Raw genomic sequence first — 17204 nt, forward strand, 5'->3', positions numbered from 1 at the left:
GCCGATGAACGCCCCGGACCTCTCGGCACTCACCGGACTCCGGTCGGGCAAACCGACGTTCTACCCGCAGTACCGCGGCGCCGCCGAACGTCTCGAGCGCGTCGTCCATGCGCTCGAGCTCATCTCTCGGGCGCTGGTGCGAACGGTCGAGGGGCCCGAGACGTTGATCTGCGCGGTGGCCGAGGCGGCGCGTGCACACCTCGACGCGCGCTGGGTGGCTTTCGCCCTGGCGGACGGCATGCTGCCCGATGCCGGTCCCCGCCGGCTGGTTCTCGGACCGGACGCCACCCCGTTTCTGGTCGACAACGTCGAGGGACCTCCGCTGCCGGACGAGGTGGTCACGTGTCTCGGCGACATCAGGTCCGCCCGCACCGGCAGGGCGCCCGTCATCGACGCGCACCATGCTTTCGTGCCGATCGTGCTCGAGGGCGGAGTGGTGGGAGCCTTTGCCGCGTGGACAGCGCCGCAACGCACACTCGACACCACCGATGGTGCGGTACTGAGTATCCTGGCGAGCCAGACCGCGGTAGCCCTGCAGAATTCGGCGCTCTACCAGCGCGGGCAGCGGCTCCTTGAACACGCCGAGCACGCATACGCGGAGGCGCGGCGGACCGCGTCGGATCTTGCGGTCCGCAACGCCGAACTCGAGTCCACCCAACGTCAGCTCGGCGCCGCGCACCGGCATCAGGTACTCGACGAGGAACGCCACCGCATCGCCCGTGAGCTCCACGACAGCGTCACGCAGGCGGTACTGTCCGCCGGAATGCAGATCGAGGTCTGCAGGAGCGGAGTGCCCGACGACGAACGTCGCGAAAGACTCGACCTGGCCAAGGATCTCACTCGTCGCGCGGTCGAGCAGTTACGCTCGGCCATCTACGCGCTCAATCACTCCAAGAGTTCGGACCGCACGTCGCTGCCCGGGATGCTCGAGCAGCTCGGTGTGGTGCACATGCCCGACGACCTCGAGGTCAGCGTCCGGGTCGGCGGAACACCGGCGGAGCTGTCGTGTGACCGCGAGCACGCGCTGCTGCGCATTGCCGGCGAGGCCTTGTTCAACGCTGCTGTCCACGCCAACGCGACGCGCGCCGTTCTGCGCCTGACCTATTCGGCGGATTCTGTACTCCTGTCCGTCGCTGATGACGGGGACGGGGATCCGAAGCAGATGCGGCTCATGTTGCGGATGGCGGCAAACAACGACCTGGACGGACACCATCGCGGTCTGGCGAACATGCAGGCCCGGGCTGCGGAATTCGGTGGAACCTTCGAAGTGGCCAGGGCGCGACTCGGCGGCGTGCGAGTGGCTGCACGAATTCCTCTCGGCGACAGACCTTCCGGGGGAGACAACGACAACGAGGTGGAGCGATGACGATGCGAACTCCTATGCAGGACGAGGCGAGGGCTGCACGAGCAACGTCGGTGGTCCGGCTCGTCCTCGTCGACGATCACGCGATTCTTCGGCAGGGGCTGCGCTCGGTACTCGAGCGTGAACCGGATCTCGAGGTGGTCGGGGAAGCGTCCACGAGCGGGGAGGCACTCGACGTCGTCGGACAGGTGAAACCCGACGTCGTGTTGATGGATCTCAAGCTGTCGGCGGCATCCGATTACGAGGGGCTCGTGCTGTGCGCGCAGTTGTCGTCCGCGAACAAAGGACTGGGACTTCTCGTGCTGACAACGTTCCTCGACGAGCAGCTGGTGGTCCGTGCCGTGCAAGCCGGCGCCCGGGGATACGTGGTGAAGGACGTGGACACGACCGAACTGGTGCGCGCCATCCGCGCGGTCTCGCGTGGAGAAAGCGCATTCGACTCGCGGAGTGCTTCCGCGGTGATCCGGTCGCTGAACGGGCAGACGACCCCGCGGGAAGGACTCACGGAGCGCGAACTCGAGGTCCTGCAACTGCTGGCCACCGGATTGTCGAACGCGAAAATCGGTGAACGGCTCTTCATCTCGGCCACCACCGTGAAGTTCCACGTCAGCAACATCATGCGCAAGCTCGACGTGGGTAGGCGCGCGGAGGCCGTGTACGAGGCGGGCAAGCTCGGACTGATCTGAAACAGCCGTGACCGGTAGTCGATCGGCGTACCGTCCCTACCATGGCTGTTGCGATTTCGGTGGAGAAACTCGTGAAGACGTTCGGCGCCACCCGCGCGCTGGACGGCCTGGATCTCGAGGTGCGCGCCGGTGAGGTGCACGGTTTCCTGGGGCCGAACGGCTCCGGCAAGTCGACCACCATCAGGGTCCTGCTCGGACTGCTCCGCGCCGACTCCGGTACCACGCGTCTACTCGACGGGGATCCGTGGCGTGATTCGGTGTCGTTGCACCGCAGGCTCGCCTACGTTCCGGGTGATGTGAATCTGTGGCCCAATCTCACCGGGGGTGAGGCGATCGATCTCCTCGCGGGGTTGCGCGGCGGTCTCGACGAGACCCGGCGTGCAGAACTGCTCGAGCGGTTCGAACTCGATCCGACGAAGAAGGCGCGCACGTACTCCAAGGGCAACCGGCAGAAGGTCGCGCTGGTGGCCGCATTCGCGTCCGACGTCGAACTGTACGTGCTCGACGAACCCACGTCCGGGCTGGATCCGCTGATGGAGTCGGTGTTCCAGGACTGCGTCGAGGAGATGTCCGACTCGGGGCGGACGATCCTGCTGTCGAGCCACATTCTCGCGGAGGTCGAGGCGCTGTGCGATCGGGTGAGCATCATCCGCGAGGGCCGGACCGTCGAGACCGGCACACTGGCGGAACTGCGTCATCTCACGCGTACGTCGATCACGGCCGAGACACAGCGGCCGGTGACCGGACTCGAGAGCATCGAGGGGGTTTACGACGTGCGGGTCGACGGCCTGCACTCTCGATGTGAGGTGGACACCAGTGCGATCGACGGGGTGCTGCGCCACCTGCTGTCGTTCGGCATCTCGTCGCTGACGTCGACGCCACCGACCTTGGAGGAGTTGTTCCTACGGCACTACGGCGACGAACTGGCCCGTGAGGGCGTGAACCACCGGCGCGCCGAATCCGGGGCGCAGACACGATGAGCGCCGTGACGGCACCGGAGAAGGTGGGGCGCGGGCAGTACGCGGGAACCGCCCGGCTGGTGCGGCTCGCGTTACGCCGTGACCGTGTCCAGCTGCCGGTGTGGTTACTCGCACTCGCAGCGCTGCAGGCGTTCTCGGCGTCGAGTGTGCTCGGCCTGTACCCCACGGAGGGTGACCTGCGCAGTTTCGCGGTGGCCACTGCGGCATCACCGGTCGCGCTGGCCACCAACGGACTGGTGTCCGGGTACAGCGTCGGTGCCGTGCTCGCCAGCCAGATCGTCATGCCGCTGTCTCTCGCTGCCGGCCTGATGACCACCCTGCTCGTCGTGCGGCATACGCGGCAGAACGAGGAGACCGGCCGCGCCGAACTCGTCGAGGCCGCCGTCGTCGGGCGCAGAGCCTTGCTCACGGCCGCACTGGTTGTCGCGGTCGGCGCCAATCTGCTTCTCGGACTGATCAACGTCGTCGTTCTGGTCGCGGAGGGTCTGCCGTTCGCGGGTTCTGTGGCTCTGGGCGCGGCTGTCGCGGGGGCCGGCATCGCGTTCGCCGCCGTCGCCGCTGTCACCGCGCAGGTGACGGACAGTGCCCGCACCGCCAACGGACTGGCCGGCGCCGCCCTGGGTGTGGCGTTCCTGCTGCGTGCAGTGGGCGACATGACGGGGACGGTGACGGAAAACGGCACCCGGGTGGTGAGTAGCTGGCCGACCTGGCTGTCGCCGATCGGCTGGGCCGAACAGGTCCGTTCTTACGACGACAATGCCTGGTGGGTGCTGGTGTTGCCCGTCCTGTTTGCACTCACGGTCGGCTCGGTCGGCTTCGCCCTCACCGAACGCCGGGACATCGGCTCGGGCCTCGTACCGACCCGACCCGGCCCCGCCCGCGCGTCCGGGTTGTTGCCGACGCCGCTCGGCTCGGCGTGGCGGATACAACGGACGATCCTGTTCTGGTGGGCATTCGGCATCACCGTCCTCGCCGTGGTGTACGGCGCAATCGCGGACCAGATCGACGACTTCCTCGGCGAGGGCGAGCAGGTGGCCGACATGATGGAGCAGCTCGGTGGCGGTACCACCGACATGGTCGATGCCTACTTTGCCGCCATCTTCGGCATGATGGCGATCGCGGTCGCGGGCTACGCCGTACAGGCATTACTCCGAATGCGGGGTGAGGAATCGGCGGGACGACTCGAACCGGTTCTCGCGACAGCGCTCTCACGTCCGCGGTGGATGCTCGCGCATGTAGGCCTGGTCGTGTCGGGAATCGTTGTCCTGCAAGCACTGACCGGGGCGGCAACAGGGCTCGCGTACGGTCTCGTGACCGACGACGTACCGGGAAAGGTGGTGCATCTGACCGGTGCCGCTCTGGTCTTCGTGCCTGCGATCGCAGTGGTCGCGGCCGTGGCGGTGGTGTCGTTCGGTGGTGCCCCGGCCTGGTCGACCGGGATCTCCTGGGGCGTGCTCGCCGCCTGCCTGATCTTCGGATTCCTCGGACCACTGCTCGGTCTGCCTCAGGTGGTGCGCGACCTGTCGCCGTTCACACACGTCCCCGCCGTTCCCGCGGCGGAGGTGACGGCCGCGCCGCTCGTGCTGCTCGCGACGATCGCCGTCGTCGTGATCGCCGTCGGGGTGGTGCTGTTCCGGCGACGCGACATCACCAATTCGTAGCCTGCGCGAGGTCGTCGAGGGGTACGGCGAGGACTCGGGCCAGAGCTGCAATTGTCGTAAATGCCGGAGTGGGCATCCGGCCGGTCTCGATCTTGCGCAGAGTCTCCGGTGAAATCGCCGCCTCCTGAGCAACTTCGGCGAGAGTGCGATCGCCCCGGGCACGGCGCAGATACGCCCCCAAGCGCTGACCTGCCGCCAGTTGGGCCGGAGTGAGCGGGAGACGCACCATGCCACCAGCCTACTCGACGGTTGGTATAAAAATACCGGACCATCGACTATGGTGGTATTTTAATACCGGCTATCGGGTCGGATGGAGAGGAAAATCTGTGCTGGAATTGAAGACCCCTCGGGAGATCGAAGCGATGCGCGTCACCGGTGTATTCATCGCCGAGCTGCTCGACGACCTCGCCTCCCGGGCCGAGCCGGGGGTAAACCTGCTCGAACTCGAACACCGCGCCCGCCAGCTGATTACCGACCGCGGTGCCCAGTCGTGCTACTGGGATTACGCGCCGTCGTTCGGGCGAGGGCCGTTCCGCAATGTCATCTGTCTGTCGGTCAATGATGCAGTGCTGCACGGGCTTCCGCATGACTACGTTCTGCGTGACGCAGACCTGCTGAGCATGGATATCGCGGTATCGATCGACGGGTGGGTCGCCGATTCGGCGCGGAGTGTGATCGTGGGTGTTCCGCGGCCGGAGGACGAGCGTCTCATCGAGGCGACCGAGCGTGCCCTGGCGGCGGGGATTGCCGCTGCGCTGCCCGGTAACCGCTTGGGCGACATCTCTGCTGCGATCGGCGCCGTCGCCGCCGACTACGGGTACCCGGTCAACACCGAATTCGGTGGCCACGGACTCGGGCGCACCATGCACGAAGACCCCCACGTGTCCAACATGGGACGCGCCGGACGTGGTCTGAAGCTGAAGCCTGGATTGACCCTCGCACTCGAACCATGGCTCGCCGCCGGCACCGACAAAATCATCTACGACGACGACGGGTGGACCATCCGCTCGGCCGACGGGTCCCGTACCGCACACAGCGAACACACCATCGCCGTCACCGACGGCGCGCCACTCGTGCTGACGTGTCGGGATCACGTCGCGGCTCCTGAGTAGTGGTCCGGCGGCTTCGAAACCCTGCGCGGCAATGTGATTCGCGCTGTCTATTGCTCTGGTGGCCCGCAGTTGCTAGACTCGAACGAAGTTTCGAACGGCCTTGGGGGAGGTTGGTTATGGGGGAGTTAGCGGTACCGGATCTGGACGAGGTGCGTGCGTTCACCGCACGGCTTCGTCTGGCTTCTGCCGACGGCGATGCGGGGTTGGGCATCGATCTACTCGATGCGATCGAGACGATGAAGTCGGTGGGCTGCGCAGTGCAGGCGGTGATCACCGACGACGTCGCCACGAGTATCCGACAAGACCGTGAAGCTCGACAACTGCCGCGGTCCGAGTGGGACCGGGGGATTGCGTCGCAAATTACATTGGCGCGCAGGGAATCCCCGAACCGAGGTGGCCGGCATCTGGGGTTCGCGCGGGCGTTGGTGCATGAAATGCCGCACACCCTGGACTTGTTGCGATCGGGGCGGATGAACGAATGGCGGGCCACATTGTTGGTACGGGAGACAGCCTGTCTGTCAGCGCATGATCGGGGGATCGTCGATCGCCGGTTGTGCACGGACCCAGGCATTCTCGACGGAGTCGGCGACCGGGGTCTGGTTGCACGAGCAAAAGCCCTGGCGGTCGAGCTCGATGCCGCGGCGGTCCTCCGAAGGCACCGCAAGGCAATCTCGGAGCGACGGGTCACCACCCGTCCGGCGCCGGACTCGATGGCGTATCTCAGCGTGTTGATGCCTGTGGAACAGGTTGTCTGCCTGCAGGCCACGCTGGGCCGGGACGCCGACAGTCTCATCGCCACCGGCAACAGTAGTGGCCGCACCCGCAATCAGGTGATGGTGGACCTGTTGTTCGCGCGCGGCACCGGAGCGTCACTGGCGTCAGGTGTGCCGGTGTCGGTGAACCTGGTGCTGTCGGACGAGTCGCTGCTGGCCGGCGGCCACGAGGCGGCCCACCTGAATGGGTTCGGGCCGGTGCCGGCGGGGATAGCACGACACATGGTTGCTGACGCCATCGATGGAGTTGCCGAGACGACATTGCGGCGGGTGTATTCGTGCCCACAGTCGGGGGCGTTGACGGCGATGGAATCCCAGTCGCGCACGTTCCCGAAGAGCCTGAAGACGCTGATCGATCTCCGGGACCGCACCTGCCGCACACCGTGGTGCGATGCCCCGATCCGCCATCACGACCACATCCGCTCGTACAGCAACGCGGGTGCGACCAGCGCGGACAACGGGTCCGGGCTGTGCGAGGCCTGCAACTACGCGAAGGAAGCACCGGGATGGAACGCCCGCCCGCTACGCAATCCCGGCCGCACCCACCTCATCGACCTCGGCACCCCGACCGGACACCACTATCGCTCCACGGCCCCACCGCTACCGGCGGCCGCGCACCTGCGCGCATCGTGAGGCGGTCAGCAGTCGATGACGAGCCAGCCGCCGTGGTGTTCGAACACCGCGAACGGGCGTCCTGTCGCTTCGCCGAGCTTCGTGAGCGACCGGGTGTCGAATGTGCGGATATGTCCGTGGCACGCGGTTGCCTCGTCCTCATAGGGGACAGCAACGACAACCCGGTCGCGGGCAACGCGGAGGGCCTCGGATATCACCGCGGTACCGATGCTGTCGTCGACGTGTTCGAGGAGGTGGATGGCGGTGACGGTGTCGAAGCTGTCGTCGGGAACCGGTACGTGCGCGGCGTCGCAGACGAGGGTGTCCAGGTCCAGTCCGAGCTCTGGTGCCACGGCGTCGAGGAGGGTCATGGTGCCGGGCAGAATGTCGGTCGCGGTGACGGAGCGCCCCGCGCGGGCGAGTCGCAGGGGCAAGAATCCGAAGCACGACCCGAGGTCCAGGACGGAACCGCGGACGAGTTCCTCCGCCTTCTCGTGGATCGGTGCGAAGTCGGCGGTGCCGTCCAGTAATTCGTCGAGAGAGTTGCGGTAGTAGACGGTCCAGGCCTCGAGCGCACCGTCGACGGTGGAGCGCACAAGCCCGACCATGGTCGACTCGAACTCGTCCTGACCGAAGTCGGCGTCCTCGATCGACGCGGTCACCGAGGCCACGAGCCGCTCGCTCAGATCCCCCGGTGTCAGGGCATGCCGCACCCGCAAGTAGTCGCCGTCGCGAGTCAGCGTGAGCGGTCCGGCGGCGACGCGCTCTACCGTGACGTGGCCGTGTGACCAGAGACCGGATTCGCACGGAGCGAGAGAGTCGAAAGCGGGGGTGTCGAGAGTGGAGGACATTCGAGGCAACCTTGCCTAGTGGTGACGGCGGGAGGAGATCAGGTTCGTGTGTCGGGCTCGCCGAGGGAACTCAGCCCATCGTAAAGCGATTGCATTCCGCTGGCGAGTAGTTCGTTCAGTTCGAGGGAATCGTCATCGAGCCACTGCTCGTATGCCGACATCGCAACCCCGAGTAGGAGATAGCCGACAGTGCGCGGAATGTGGTCGGTGGGTGAGACTCCGAGTCGGCCGGCCACGTACTCGGCGATGACGTTGCGCCATCCTTCGTACATCACCACCGAATATGCCTGCAGCGCAGGTACCCGCAGAATGAGGCCCATTCGCTTGCGGTGATTGACTTCCTCGCTTGCAGGGAAGGCGTTGAACTCGAGGAGGGCGGCCGTGAGGCCATCCGCGATCGGAATGTCGTCCGGCTGTGCGGCGAGTTGAGCGCGCATCTCGGCGAGGTGGGCGTCGAAATCGCCCCACGGGATCGCATTCTTGGACGGGAAGTAGCGAAACAGGGTGCGCCGGGCGATGCCGGATGCCTCGGCGACCTCATCGACGCTGGTGGCGTCGAACCCTTGCCGGGTGAACAGCTCGATCCCCACGGTACTGATCCGGTCCTGCGTTGTGGACGGGCGTCGCCCTATCCGACTGGCTGGTTTTCGACGACTTTTCATGTTTCGTCCCTCCCGGTCTGTCATTCTGCACTCGATGCCATTACAGTGGTGAGGCGAGTCACAGAAGAACTCTCTATGACGGGAAGCATCCCAGTGACTCGCCCACGTATCACCGAACAGTAGGAGGAAATCATGTCCGATCGTGACAACAACGTGCTGGAGAACGACCTCGTCGAGGAATCTCTCGTCGAAGAGGTGTCGATCGACGGCATGTGCGGCGTGTACTGACATGCCCGAAGCACCCGCAGCGACCGGTACAGCCGGTATCGATCTCGATGTGGGCTGGAAGCTTCATCCGCAGGTGGCGCTGCGTCCCGAGCCGTTCGGGGCGCTGCTCTACCACTTCGGGACACGCAAGCTGTCGTTCCTGAAGAACCGCACAATCGTCGCGGTGGTGGAGGCCCTTCCCGACCACTCCGACGCCCGGTCCGCATTGCGGGCGCAGGGCATCGGGGACGACACCGCTCCGCAGTATGCGCGAGCCCTCGGCACTTTGGCCGAGTCGCACATGATCGTCCCCGCCTGACCAGCTCTCTTCGCCCCGTATCAGAGGATCCAGCCCATGACCTCCATGCTCGAAAGGCCCTCCGCGGTGACAACCCCCGTCGCTTCGCTCGCCCCGGTCGGCCGACTCGTCGACCAGTTCGAACTGGGACTCGACGCCCCGATCTGCCTCACGTGGGAACTGACCTACGCGTGCAACTTGTCGTGTGTGCACTGCCTGTCCTCGTCGGGGCGGCGTGACCCACGGGAGCTCAGCACCGAGCAGTGCAAGGCGATCATCGACGAACTGCAGCGTATGCAGGTGTTCTACGTCAACATCGGTGGCGGCGAGCCCACCGTGCGCTCCGACTTCTGGGAGCTCGTCGATTACGCCACCGCGCACCAGGTGGGAGTCAAGTTCTCCACGAACGGGGTGAAGATCGACAAGAAGGTTGCCGCCCGGCTCGCGGCGAGCGACTACGTCGACGTGCAGATCTCCCTGGACGGCGCGACGGCCGAGGTCAATGATGCCGTTCGTGGTCCGGGATCGTTCGCGATGGCGGTGCGGGCGCTGGAGAATCTGTCCGAGGCCGGTTTCAAGGACGCCAAGATTTCCGTGGTGGTCACCCGGCACAACGTGTCCCAGCTCGACGACTTCAAGGCCCTGGCGGACAAGTACGGCGCCACCCTGCGCATCACCCGGTTGCGCCCGTCCGGCCGAGGAGCGGACGTGTGGGACGAGCTGCACCCCACCCAGGCGCAGCAGCGTGAGCTGTACAACTGGCTGGTCGCCAACGGTGACGGCGTGCTCACGGGCGACTCGTTCTTCCACCTCTCCGCTTACGGTGACGCGTTGCCGGGTCTGAATCTCTGCGGCGCCGGCCGGGTAGTCTGCCTGATCGACCCGATCGGTGACGTATATGCGTGCCCCTTCGCCATCCACGAGCAGTTCCTCGCCGGAAATATCGTGGCGGACGGCGGCTTTCAACATGTGTGGCAGCACTCCGACCTGTTCCAGGAACTGCGGTCTCCGCAGACCGGGGGAGCGTGCAGCAAGTGCGCCCACTACGACTCCTGCCGCGGTGGCTGTATGGCCGCGAAGTTCTTCACCGGACTTCCGATGGACGGGCCCGACCCCGAATGTGTTCAGGGATACGGCGAGGCGGCGCTCGCAGGTGAGCGCGGCGACATTCCGAAATCCAGCGTCGACCACTCCCGCACCGGCCAGCGTCGGACTCCGCGGGCACCGGTTCCGCTGACGTTGATGGTGCGTCCGCCCGCAAAGATTTGTGACGAGAACCCGCTTGCGGGAATGGAACAGACGTAAACCGTCTGTCGGTATGAGAGGTTTTTTCGACATGGGTAAGAATCCGTTCTTCGAGACTGTGGCCGAGGCCCAGCGTCGCGCGAAGAAGCGTTTGCCGAAGTCCGTGTATGCGGCGCTCATCGCCGGTTCCGAGCGCGGGCTGACGGTCGACGACAATGTCACCGCGTTCGGTGAGCTGGGGTTCGCCCCGCACGCCGTCGGTCTCTCGGACAAGCGCGAGCTGTCGACCACCGTGATGGGGCAGAACATTTCGCTTCCCGTCGTGATTTCCCCGACCGGTGTGCAGGCGGTGCACCCCGACGGCGAGGTCGCGGTTGCACGTGCTGCGGCGGCCCGGGGGACGGCGATCGGCTTGAGTTCGTTCGCGAGCAAGTCGGTCGAAGAGGTCACCGCGGCGAATCCCCAGACTTTCTTCCAGATGTACTGGGTCGGTACCCGGGACGTGCTGATTCAGCGGATGGAGCGGGCTCGTGCGGCCGGCGCCACGGGGCTGATCATCACCACCGACTGGTCCTTCTCCTACGGGCGCGACTGGGGCAGCCCGGCCATCCCGGAGAAGATGGATCTGAAGGCGATGATCCAGTTCGCACCGGAAGGCATCACGCGTCCGAAGTGGCTTTACGAGTTCGCGAAGACGCGGAAGATCCCGGATCTCACCACACCGAACCTCGCGGCACCCGGTCAGGAACCGCCCACGTTCTTCGGGGCGTACGGCGAATGGATGCAGACACCGTTGCCCACCTGGGACGACATCGCGTGGCTCCGTGAGCAGTGGGGTGGACCGTTCATGCTCAAGGGTGTCATGCGCATCGACGACGCCAAGCGTGCCGTCGACGCCGGTGTCACGGCCATCTCGGTGTCCAATCACGGTGGTAACAACCTCGACGGCACACCTGCGCCGATTCGGGCGCTGCCCGCCATCGCCGATGCGGTCGGCGATCAGGTCGAGATCCTTCTGGACGGTGGCGTCCGCCGCGGCAGCGACGTCGTCAAGGCGCTCGCTCTCGGCGCCAAGGCTGTCATGATCGGCCGCGCGTACCTGTGGGGCCTTTCGGCGAATGGTCAGGCCGGGGTCGAAAACGTTCTCGACGTCCTGCGCGGTGGCATCGATTCGGCGCTCCTCGGACTGGGGCACTCGTCCATTCACGACCTCAGCGCATCCGACGTCGTGATCCCGCCCGGATTCGAACGCGTCCTGGGCGCCGAATCCTGACTCGACACGCGTAGATGGCTGCGCAGCTGACCGACCGGATCACCCTGGCGGGGCGTCATGCCTCCTCCAGGGTGCTCTTCGGTCCGCATGTCACGAATCTCGGTGTGCGACGGTCTATTTCCCCGCGTCACGTTGCGTACTACGAGCGGCGGGCAAGGGGTGGTGCGGGAATCGTCGTCACCGAGGTCGCGTCGGTGCACGCCTCAGACTGGCCCTACGAGCGCGCGCCACTCGCTGCCGACTGCGTTGACGGCTGGCGTGACGTCGTGTCGGCGTGCCGCCCACACGGCACTCTGGTGCTGGCCGGGCTGGGCCACACCGGACTCCAGGGCTCGAGCGCCTATTCACAGTCCGTGCTGTGGGGACCGTCCCGCGTGCCCGACGTGGTGTCGCGGGAGATGCCGATGCAGATGGAGCGGCGCGAAATCGAGGAACTCGTCGAGGGTTTCCGCGCCGCCGCGGCCCGTGTGGTCGAAGCAGACATGGACGGGGTCGAACTCGACGCCGGGCCGAGGGGGCTACTGCGTCAATTCCATTCGACGCTCACCAATGTACGCGGCGACGAGTACGGGGCCGACCGTCTCAGGCTCACCCGCGAGGTGATTGCCGCTGTCCGGGAGGAACTGGGTCCGGGGCGAGTACTGTCGCTGCGTCTTTCGTGCGACGAGCGGACGTCGTGGGGTGGCATCACACCCGACGTCGCCGCAGAGCAGGCGAAAACCCTGGCGGGTGCGCTCGATCTCGTGGTCGTGGTCCGCGGCGGCGCACTGTCGGTCACGGCGTACCGTCCCGATTTTCACACTCCGGCCGGATTCAACACGGATACGTGCTTGTCTGTTCGGCGGGCGGTGGCGGACGGCGTTCCGGTCGCCCTGCAGGGCAGCGTGATCGATCCCGCTCTCGCTCGGTGGGCGCTCGATGACGGTGTCGCGGACGTCATCGAGATGACGCGAGCGCAGATCGCGGATCCCGATCTGGTCGCCAAGATCCGGAGCGGTTCCGCGCCGCGCCCCTGCATCCTGTGCAATCAGACCTGCCGGGTGCGTGACCCCCGCAATCCTCTCGTGACCTGTGTCGGCAATCCGACCGCCGGGCACGAGGTCGTCGACCCACCGGAACCGCAACCGTATCCGTGTATATCCGCAGATGCGGAGACGGCGCTCGTGGTGGGCGGGGGGCCGGCGGGACTCGAAGCGGCGCGAATCCTCGCGACGTCCGGTCACAGTGTCACGGTCGCCGAGGCGGCAGACCGCCTCGGCGGTCTGGTGAGGACAGCCGCCGCCGATGCACCGCACCTGCAGCCTCTGACGGACTGGCTCGAAGCCGAGTGCCGGTCCTTGGGTGTCGATTTCCGCCTCGGTGTCACTGTGTCCGACGCGGACATCGATGCCGCCCACAAGAACGGGGTGACTGTGGTGGTGGCCACCGGTAGCCGGCCCCGCCCAGCGCCATTTCCCGTCGACGGGACCACCCAGTGCGTCGACGCCGTCGACGTGTTGAGCGGCGCCGCCCTGCACGAGGGTCCGGTTCTGGTCTTCGATCCGATCGGAGGCCCGATCGCGGTCGCCCTCGCCGAATGGCTCGCGGCGTCGGGGCGCGAGGTCGGTGTGGTGACTCCCGACCCGGTGGCCGGATCGCGTCTGGGCCCGAGCGGCGACCTGTTCGACGCCAACGGGCGTCTGCAACGGGCGGGTGTCGCCCGTCACGTGTCGAGCCGGATCGTGTCGGCGGGACACTCGGGTGCGCGGATCCGGAATCGGTACACCGGTACGGAAACAGTGGTGCCGTGTGCCGCCGTGATCGACTGTTCCCCCCGGTTACCCGACAACACTCTGCGCTCCGGCGCGGTTCGAGTCGGTGACTGCGTCGCTCCCCGAACACTTCTCGAAGCGATCCGCGAAGGCCGCCTCGAGGCACATGCCCTTCGGTTACCCGCGTCAACGAGAGATAGGACGATGTCATGGGACAGTTCGACGGCAAGGTAGCGTTCATCACCGGGGCCGCCCGAGGGCAGGGGCGGACGCACGCTGTGCGGCTCGCCCGTGAGGGCGCGGCGATCATCGCCGTCGACATCTGCGGACCGGTATCGACGTACAACACCTATGAACCGGCGACGCCCGACGATCTGGCCGAAACGGTGCGCCTGGTGGAGTCCGAAGGCGGCAAAATCCTCGCCGAGCAGGCCGACGTCCGGGACAGCGCCGCGCTGCGGGCTGTGGTGGATCGGGGCGTCGAACAGTTCGGGCGGCTCGACATCGTGATCGCGAATGCGGGCATCTGTAACTGGAGCAGATTCTGGGAGATGCCCGACGAGCAGTGGGAGACGCTGATCGATGTCAATCTCACGGGTGCGTGGAAGACATTGAAAGCGGCAGTGCCGGCTTTGATCGAGGGCGGGCGGGGTGGGTCCATCATCGTCGTGAGCTCGGTCGCCGGTATCAAACCCTTGCCGGGTCAGGCCAATTATGCAGCTTCCAAGTTCGGATTGGTCGGCCTGACGCAGACGGCGGCAAAAGAGCTCGGTGAGTACAAGATTAGGGTCAACTCGATTCACCCGTACGGTGTCAAGACCCCGATGGGCACCGACCCCGGCAGTCTGGTGATACTCGAGAAGCACCCCCATTATCTGTCGAGCTTCGGAACGATCCTCACCGAGCATCCGCTGGCCGGCACCGACGACATCACCGATGCGGTGCTGTGGCTGGCGGGTGACGGTTCCCGCACGGTCACCGGAAGTCAGGTCGCTCTCGACATGGGCAACACCAAGGTGTGAACACCGCCTACCGTCACCTCTTCACCCCGTTGCGCCTCGGACCGCTCACCGTGCGCAATCGGGTGGTTTTCTCGGCGCACCTCACGGGATACGCCGTCGACGGACTCCCCACCGAGCAACACGCCGCTTACTACGCGGCGCGCGCAAGGGGCGGGGCCGGGCTGATCATCTCCGAGGAACATGCCACCCATCCCGGTGACTGGCCGTACGAGAAGGTAATCGCGGGTTACCGCCCCGAGGTGGTGCCCGGGTATCGGCGGATCACCGACGCCGTGCACGAGTACGGCGTGCCGATCCTCGCTCAGCTCAACCACAACGGTGGTCAGGGGTCGAGCCTGTATTCACGCCGGCCACTGTGGGCGCCGAGTGCCGTACCCGACCCGTTGTTTCGTGAAGTACCGAAGGAGGTAAACAGCGGGGAGATCCGGACGCTGATCGAGGGGTACGCACTCGTCGCCGAGCAGTGCATCCGCGGCGGCTTCGACGGCATCGAACTGCAGTGCTCCCATTCTTCGCTCGTCCGTAGCTTCCTGGCGCCGGCGACCAACCAGCGCACCGACCGTTACGGGGGTTCGCTCCGCAACCGCGCACGGTTCCTCCTCGAGGTCGTGGCCGCGGTTCGCGAGGCGATCGGACCGGACCGTGCACTCGGGGTGCGGCTCGCCGGTGACGATCGGTTCGACGGAGGCGTGGAGCTCGACGAGGCCGTGGAGGTGGCGGCCTTCGTCGATTCCTGTGGGCAGGTCGACTACATCAACACCTCGATCGGGATGGCCACCGAAACCCTGCACATGATCGAAGCGTCGATGGCGGTGCCCCGCGGCTATGCACTGTTCATTCCGAACGCCATCCGGCAACGGGTGGGTCTTCCCGTGGTCGGTGTCGGACGGTTCACGGATCCAGCTCAGGCCGACCGGGCTTTGGCAGAAGGTCATTGCGACCTGATCGGTGTGGTGCGCGGACAGGTCGCCGATCCCGACTTCGCCGGGAAGGCGCTGGCGGGGGACACGGCCGGCATCCGGACGTGCCTGTCGTGCAATCAGGAATGCGTCGGCCGGATGGGCCTCGGCCGGTGGCTCGGTTGCGTCGTCAACCCGCGTGCGGGCAAGGAATCCGTGGCACTGCCCGAACCGCGGGTCCGCGGGCGCCGTGTTGTTGTGGTCGGGGGCGGTCCGGCGGGATTACAGGCAGCCGCGACGGCCGCGCTGCGTGGTCACACCGTGACGCTGTACGAGCGGGCGCGGGAACTCGGGGGACAGGTCCGTACTGCCGCAGTGGTACCCGGCCGCCGTGAATTACTCAGTCTGGTCACGAATTTGGAGAAGGAGTGCCGCCGCCTCGGGGTGGATCTGCGCACCGGCACACCGGCGACGGCAGAGGCCGTGGCCGGTTGCTCCCCGGACGTGGTGGTGCTGGCAACGGGAGCTCGTCCGGTGCGCCCCCACTGGGCCGGCCGATCCGATCGGATCGTGGATGTGCGCGACGTCCTCGAAAGACGGGCCGGGCCGCAGGGGACGGTGCTGGTGGTCGACGACCTGGGGTTCCATCAGGGAACGTCGGTGGCGGAGTTCCTTGCGGACGGCGGGTGCGAGGTCACGATCTGTACACCGGGAATGATCGTCGGTCAGGACCTCGGTATCACCCTGGACCTCGAGGGCTGGAACCAGCGGGCGCACCGCAAGGGCATCACCCAGTTGACCGAGGTGGTGCCGACCGGCAGTGATCCCGGCGAGCAATCGCGGGTCGCCGTTGCGTTGCTGCATCACCCGACCGGGCGGGTCAGCAGACTGACCGTCGATTGGGTGGTGGTTTCCGTCCATCAGGAGCCCGACGACGACCTGTGGGCCCCGTTGACTGACGCGGGCTTCGACGTGCATCGCATCGGCGACGTCCTCGCCCCGCGGCGTGCGCACTCCGCCGTCATCGAGGGTGAACGGGTCGCGTTGTCGCTCTGATGGCAGCGCCTTCTTCCGCCTCGCATAGCATCGGGGCATGACCGCTTCCGGGCCCCTCGAGGACGCAGTGTGGACGGATTTGGACCGCGGCGGGGCGACTGTCGCCGTCCCCGTCGGCTCCCTCGAGCAGCACGGCCCGCACCTTCCGCTGGACACCGACACGGCAATCGCCGCAGCGGTGACAGGGGCCTTGCCCGGCGTGCTGGCGGCGCCCGCGATTGCCTACGGAGCCAGCGGCGAGCACGAGGCGTTCCCGGGAACGGTGTCGCTCGGCGCGGATGCGCTCGACACGGTGCTGGTGGAGTACGGGAGGTCGGCGTGCCGCTGGGCGGGTCGGGTGCTGTTCGTCAACGGTCACGGCGGCAACGGTCCCGCGCTGGTCAAGGCTGTTGCCTTGCTCCGGTACGAGGGCCGGGATGTCGCCTGGGTACCCTGCGCCGTGCCGGGTGCAGATGCGCACGCCGGCCGTACGGAAACGTCCCTGTTGCTACACCTTTCACCCGACCGGGTACGTTTGTCCAGCGCCGAACCCGGCAATGTCGAACCTCTCGCAAGCTTGATGCCAAGACTGCGCGAAGGCGGTATGGTCGCCGTGTCGGCCAACGGCGTGCTCGGTGATCCGACGGGCGCCACGGCCGCGGAGGGGGCGCACTTGTTCGGCGCACTCGTCGAAGACGTGTCCAAGGCACTGGCCCGGTGGGAGCCGGGCCCCGATGGGAGGCTCACATGACCCACGCGGGAGTCCTCGGGTGG

At 66.5% G+C, this 17204-nt stretch carries 17 protein-coding genes; 14 read left to right on the forward strand and 3 right to left on the reverse strand.

The window, feature by feature from the left end:
* Window positions 1-4 precede the first annotated feature (4 nt).
* Genes ACH49N_RS13850 through ACH49N_RS13865 form a run of 4 tightly spaced genes read left to right on the forward strand, consistent with a single transcriptional unit; the run spans window position 5 to window position 4690 of the window.
* Window positions 5-1366: a GAF domain-containing sensor histidine kinase gene (locus ACH49N_RS13850; protein WP_358272911.1), complete on the forward strand. Its 1362-nt coding sequence runs from the start codon at window positions 5-7 to the stop codon at window positions 1364-1366.
* Window positions 1363-2049, forward strand: a complete 687-nt coding sequence (locus tag ACH49N_RS13855; protein WP_358272913.1) for a response regulator transcription factor — start codon at window positions 1363-1365, stop codon at window positions 2047-2049. Before ACH49N_RS13850 ends, ACH49N_RS13855 begins: the two co-directional genes overlap by 4 nt.
* Window positions 2050-2090: 41 nt before the next feature.
* Window positions 2091-3029, forward strand: a complete 939-nt coding sequence (locus ACH49N_RS13860; protein WP_358272915.1) for an ABC transporter ATP-binding protein — start codon at window positions 2091-2093, stop codon at window positions 3027-3029.
* Window positions 3026-4690 carry an anibiotic ABC transporter gene (locus ACH49N_RS13865; protein WP_358272917.1) on the forward strand — a complete coding sequence of 555 codons (1665 nt, stop codon included), beginning with the start codon at window positions 3026-3028 and terminating at the stop codon, window positions 4688-4690. Before ACH49N_RS13860 ends, ACH49N_RS13865 begins: the two co-directional genes overlap by 4 nt.
* Here ACH49N_RS13865 and ACH49N_RS13870 read toward each other — a convergent pair.
* On the reverse strand, window positions 4677-4919 hold the full coding sequence (locus ACH49N_RS13870) for a helix-turn-helix domain-containing protein (protein WP_208961157.1): 243 nt from the start codon (window positions 4917-4919) through the stop codon (window positions 4677-4679). The genes ACH49N_RS13865 and ACH49N_RS13870 overlap by 14 nt on opposite strands.
* Before the next feature lie 97 nt (window positions 4920-5016).
* Here ACH49N_RS13870 and map point away from each other — a divergent pair, with 97 nt between their 5' ends.
* Together map and ACH49N_RS13880 are read left to right on the forward strand one after the other, a co-directional pair.
* Window positions 5017-5802, forward strand: a complete 786-nt coding sequence (gene map, locus ACH49N_RS13875) for a type I methionyl aminopeptidase (protein ID WP_358272919.1) — start codon at window positions 5017-5019, stop codon at window positions 5800-5802.
* 116 nt (window positions 5803-5918) lie between these two features.
* Window positions 5919-7208 (forward strand): HNH endonuclease, encoded by a 1290-nt coding sequence (locus ACH49N_RS13880; RefSeq protein ID WP_358272921.1) that lies wholly within the window; start codon window positions 5919-5921, stop codon window positions 7206-7208.
* A gap of 5 nt (window positions 7209-7213) precedes the next feature.
* On the opposite strand, the gene mftM is transcribed toward ACH49N_RS13880, so the two are convergent.
* Together mftM and mftR are read right to left on the reverse strand one after the other, a co-directional pair.
* Window positions 7214-8038, reverse strand: coding sequence for a mycofactocin oligosaccharide methyltransferase MftM (mftM, locus tag ACH49N_RS13885; protein WP_358272923.1), 825 nt, complete (start codon window positions 8036-8038; stop codon window positions 7214-7216).
* A 38-nt stretch (window positions 8039-8076) separates the two neighbouring features.
* The gene (gene mftR, locus ACH49N_RS13890) at window positions 8077-8700 is read right to left on the reverse strand and encodes a mycofactocin system transcriptional regulator (protein WP_109331699.1); all 624 of its coding nucleotides are present in this window, start codon (window positions 8698-8700) and stop codon (window positions 8077-8079) included.
* 132 nt (window positions 8701-8832) lie between these two features.
* On the opposite strand from mftR, the gene mftA reads away from it, so the two are divergent.
* From mftA to mftE, 8 genes are read left to right on the forward strand one after another with little or no spacing between them, the layout of a single operon-like run.
* Window positions 8833-8928 (forward strand): mycofactocin precursor MftA, encoded by a 96-nt coding sequence (gene mftA / locus ACH49N_RS13895; protein ID WP_005573048.1) that lies wholly within the window; start codon window positions 8833-8835, stop codon window positions 8926-8928.
* A 1-nt stretch (window position 8929) separates the two neighbouring features.
* Window positions 8930-9226, forward strand: coding sequence for a mycofactocin biosynthesis chaperone MftB (gene mftB, locus ACH49N_RS13900; protein ID WP_109331694.1), 297 nt, complete (start codon window positions 8930-8932; stop codon window positions 9224-9226).
* Window positions 9227-9262: 36 nt separating this feature from the next.
* Window positions 9263-10510 carry a mycofactocin radical SAM maturase gene (gene mftC, locus ACH49N_RS13905; RefSeq protein ID WP_358272925.1) on the forward strand — a complete coding sequence of 416 codons (1248 nt, stop codon included), beginning with the start codon at window positions 9263-9265 and terminating at the stop codon, window positions 10508-10510.
* A gap of 31 nt (window positions 10511-10541) precedes the next feature.
* Window positions 10542-11723 carry a pre-mycofactocin synthase MftD gene (gene mftD, locus ACH49N_RS13910; RefSeq protein WP_250769214.1) on the forward strand — a complete coding sequence of 394 codons (1182 nt, stop codon included), beginning with the start codon at window positions 10542-10544 and terminating at the stop codon, window positions 11721-11723.
* 14 nt (window positions 11724-11737) lie between these two features.
* A complete protein-coding gene (locus tag ACH49N_RS13915; RefSeq protein WP_358272927.1) occupies window positions 11738-13708 on the forward strand; it encodes a mycofactocin system FadH/OYE family oxidoreductase 1 in 1971 nt (656 codons plus the stop codon).
* Complete coding sequence (locus ACH49N_RS13920; protein ID WP_109331691.1) at window positions 13684-14496, forward strand: mycofactocin-coupled SDR family oxidoreductase; 813 nt, start codon at window positions 13684-13686, stop codon at window positions 14494-14496. Before ACH49N_RS13915 ends, ACH49N_RS13920 begins: the two co-directional genes overlap by 25 nt.
* Window positions 14493-16451 carry a mycofactocin system FadH/OYE family oxidoreductase 2 gene (locus tag ACH49N_RS13925; protein ID WP_358272930.1) on the forward strand — a complete coding sequence of 653 codons (1959 nt, stop codon included), beginning with the start codon at window positions 14493-14495 and terminating at the stop codon, window positions 16449-16451. Before ACH49N_RS13920 ends, ACH49N_RS13925 begins: the two co-directional genes overlap by 4 nt.
* Before the next feature lie 37 nt (window positions 16452-16488).
* Window positions 16489-17181 carry a mycofactocin biosynthesis peptidyl-dipeptidase MftE gene (mftE, locus tag ACH49N_RS13930; RefSeq protein ID WP_109331689.1) on the forward strand — a complete coding sequence of 231 codons (693 nt, stop codon included), beginning with the start codon at window positions 16489-16491 and terminating at the stop codon, window positions 17179-17181.
* Window positions 17182-17204: the final 23 nt, after the last annotated feature.

This window comes from Rhodococcus sp. NPDC019647, from assembly GCF_044389235.1.
GTDB classification, from domain to species: Bacteria; Actinomycetota; Actinomycetes; order Mycobacteriales; family Mycobacteriaceae; genus Rhodococcus_F; species Rhodococcus_F oxybenzonivorans.